This window comes from Pseudarthrobacter sp. AB1 (genome assembly GCF_014926485.1).
Classification (GTDB): domain Bacteria; phylum Actinomycetota; class Actinomycetes; order Actinomycetales; family Micrococcaceae; genus Arthrobacter.
Genome location: NZ_PZKO01000083.1, coordinates 1 through 2,591, shown reverse-complemented (window position 1 = coordinate 2,591; position 2,591 = coordinate 1). Strand labels below are relative to the sequence as shown.

General features: G+C 62.1%; 3 protein-coding genes. 1 reads left to right on the top strand and 2 read right to left on the bottom strand.

Going from position 1 to position 2,591, the window contains the following annotated elements:
• Positions 1 to 320 (bottom strand): FAD-dependent oxidoreductase (locus DAD99_RS21280; protein ID WP_193343164.1); only part of this gene is annotated, 320 nt, incomplete at its 3' end.
• Positions 317 to 1,657: a serine hydroxymethyltransferase gene (gene glyA / locus DAD99_RS21275; RefSeq protein ID WP_193343163.1), complete on the bottom strand. Its 1,341-nt coding sequence runs from the start codon at positions 1,655 to 1,657 to the stop codon at positions 317 to 319. The genes DAD99_RS21280 and glyA, both read right to left, overlap by 4 nt.
• A 550-nt stretch (positions 1,658 to 2,207) precedes the next feature.
• Here glyA and DAD99_RS21270 point away from each other — a divergent pair.
• Positions 2,208 to 2,591 (top strand): MFS transporter (locus tag DAD99_RS21270; protein ID WP_193343165.1); only part of this gene is annotated, 384 nt, incomplete at its 3' end.

The following is a 2,591-nucleotide window of genomic DNA, read 5'->3' as shown; positions in this document are numbered from 1 at the left end:
CCGCGCTGGCTGAACAGAAAGTCGTACTCGAGCTCCTCCGGCAGGATTTCCCAGAGCTTGAGGGCGTGCTCGTAAATGGCCGCGCTCTCATCCCAGAGATAGTTGGAACGGATGATCGTGGTGTTCCGCGCCATGTTGCCGCCAGCCAGCCAGCCCTTTTCCAGGACAGCGATGTTGGTCATCCCGTGGTTCTTGGCCAGGAAGTACGCGGTAGCCAGGCCATGCCCGCCGCCGCCCACAATCACGGCGTCATAGCTTTTCTTGGGTTCCGGATTCCGCCAGAGGAAATCCGGGTGCTCCGGGAGCTGTTGGTTGCTCACTGGGCTGCTCCAATCATGTCTGCCTCAACGCCCGCCAAGGCGGCGTCGGCGGTGAGGTGGGGGTAAAGGGGGAACTTTTCGGCCAGGTTTTCAACCCGGGCGCGGAGTTCGACGGCGGTGTCCTCGCTAAGCGATGCAGCGCTGGCAGCGGCGATGAGCGCCGCCGCGATGATGTCCGCAACCTCGGCGAACTCCACGGCACCGAAGCCCCGGGTGGCGAGGGCTGGTGTGCCGATGCGGAGTCCGGATGACACCATCGGCGGGCGGGGATCGAACGGTACGGCGTTGCGGTTCACCGTAATGCCGATCCGGTGCAGCGCGTCTTCGGCCTGCTGCCCGTCCAGCTCCGAGTTTCGCAGGTCCACCAGGACCAGGTGCACATCGGTGCCGCCGTTGACCACGGAGATGCCGGCCGCGGAGACGTCGTCACGGAGGAGCCGTTCGGCCAGCAGCTTGGATCCTTGCAGGACCCGTTCCTGGCGTTCCTTGAATTCAGGGGTGCCGGCGAGCTTGAAGGCCACGGCTTTGGCGGCGATGACGTGCTCCAAGGGTCCGCCTTGTTGGCCGGGGAACACGGCGCTGTTGATCTTGCGGGCGTACTTTTCCTTGGCGAGGATGACGCCGCCGCGAGGGCCGCCGAGGGTCTTGTGCGTGGTGGTGGTGACGACGTCGGCGTAGGGCACCGGGTTCGGGTGCAGCCCTGCAGCCACCAGGCCAGCGAAGTGGGCCATATCCACCATGAGGTAGGCATTCACGAGGTCGGCGATCCGGCGGAACTCGGCGAAGTCGAGCTGGCGGGAGTAGGCGGACCAGCCGGCGACGATCAGCTTCGGGCGGTGTTCGAGGGCGAGTGCTTCGACCTCGGCCATGTCCACTCGGAGGTCGTATTCACGCACGTGGTACGGGACCACGTTGTAGAGCTTGCCGGAGAAGTTGATCTTCATGCCGTGGGTGAGGTGGCCGCCGTGGGCCAGGCTCAGACCCATGATGGTGTCGCCAGGGTCCAGCAGGGCGAACATGGCGGCGGCGTTGGCCTGGGCGCCGGAGTGCGGCTGCACGTTGGCGAATTCTGCCCCGAACAGTGCCTTGACCCGGTCGATGGCGAGCTGTTCGATGACGTCCACGTGCTCGCAGCCGCCGTAGTAGCGCTTGCCCGGGTAGCCCTCGGCGTACTTGTTGGTCAGGACCGAGCCCTGCGCCTCCATGACGGCGGACGGGGCGAAATTCTCCGAGGCGATCATTTCCAGCGTGGACTGCTGGCGGACCAGCTCATTGTTAATGGCGCGGTGAACTTCGATGTCCACGCTTGCCAGCGGTTCGTTGAGTGTGCCCGTCATGGTCGGCCTCTCGTTCGTTGAAAAGTTAATTGCCTTGCTGCAACAGAGTTGCGTTCAACGCAACTGTAAAACAATGCGCGTGTTGCGTCAATCACTTTTAATGGAAAGCGAGATGGAAGCTATGCCTCGCGGGCGCCATAACGTCCCGCCTCCCACAGTGGGACGCCGCCTTGTCGCAGGCCGAGGTGGTGCCAAGGCATGTTGGTGGCAAACCAAGAGTGCTCGCATCCGTATTGAACGAGCCCCATCGATGATGGGGTTTATGCCAGCTGAGACTACACTCGGTCCGGCGCGAGCGGGGGAGTGGTAGTCCACATATTGGCGTCCAATTGGTGACGGGAAACCTCGGCCACATGCTCGTCGCGGAAGTGCCTCCGAGATCAGGAGTTCCCTGGAAACCTCAATGGCATTGGTCAGCGGCGTGCGGTCCGAGGCCTGATGTTCTCCGTTCATAGAGTCTGCCAAAAAAACATTGACTGTGTTACCCATCACGCATATTCTGATGCAACAGCGTTGCGCTTATTGCAACCCCAACAATTTTGGTGGACAAATGAGTAACGAAACTTCATCCCCCTCTCTTCCGGGAGGCGCAAGCCCGGAGCATGACGGCCCACACGCCGGCCGCAGCACGTTGAGCGGCCAGAATTTTGAACCGGCTGACGGTGTGGTCAGCAAGGAAACGCGCCGCAGAGTGGTCGCGGCCAGCTTTATCGGTAACTTTGTTGAGTGGTTTGACTACGCGGTTTACGGCTATCTGGCCGTTACGATCGCGGCAGTCTTTTTCCCTGAATCGGATCCTCAGACGGGGCTTTTGCTGACGTTCGCCCTGTTCGCGATTTCGTTCCTGGTCCGCCCGTTGGGCGGGTTCGTCTGGGGCCATATCGGTGACCGGGTGGGCCGGCGGACAGCTCTTTCCCTCTCGATTTTGATCATG

What these genes read in the sequence shown, in the direction of transcription:
- glyA (WP_193343163.1), bottom strand. Translation starts at nt 1,657, where the DNA reads ATGACGGGCACACTCAACGAACCGCTGGCAAGCGTGGACATCGAAGTT.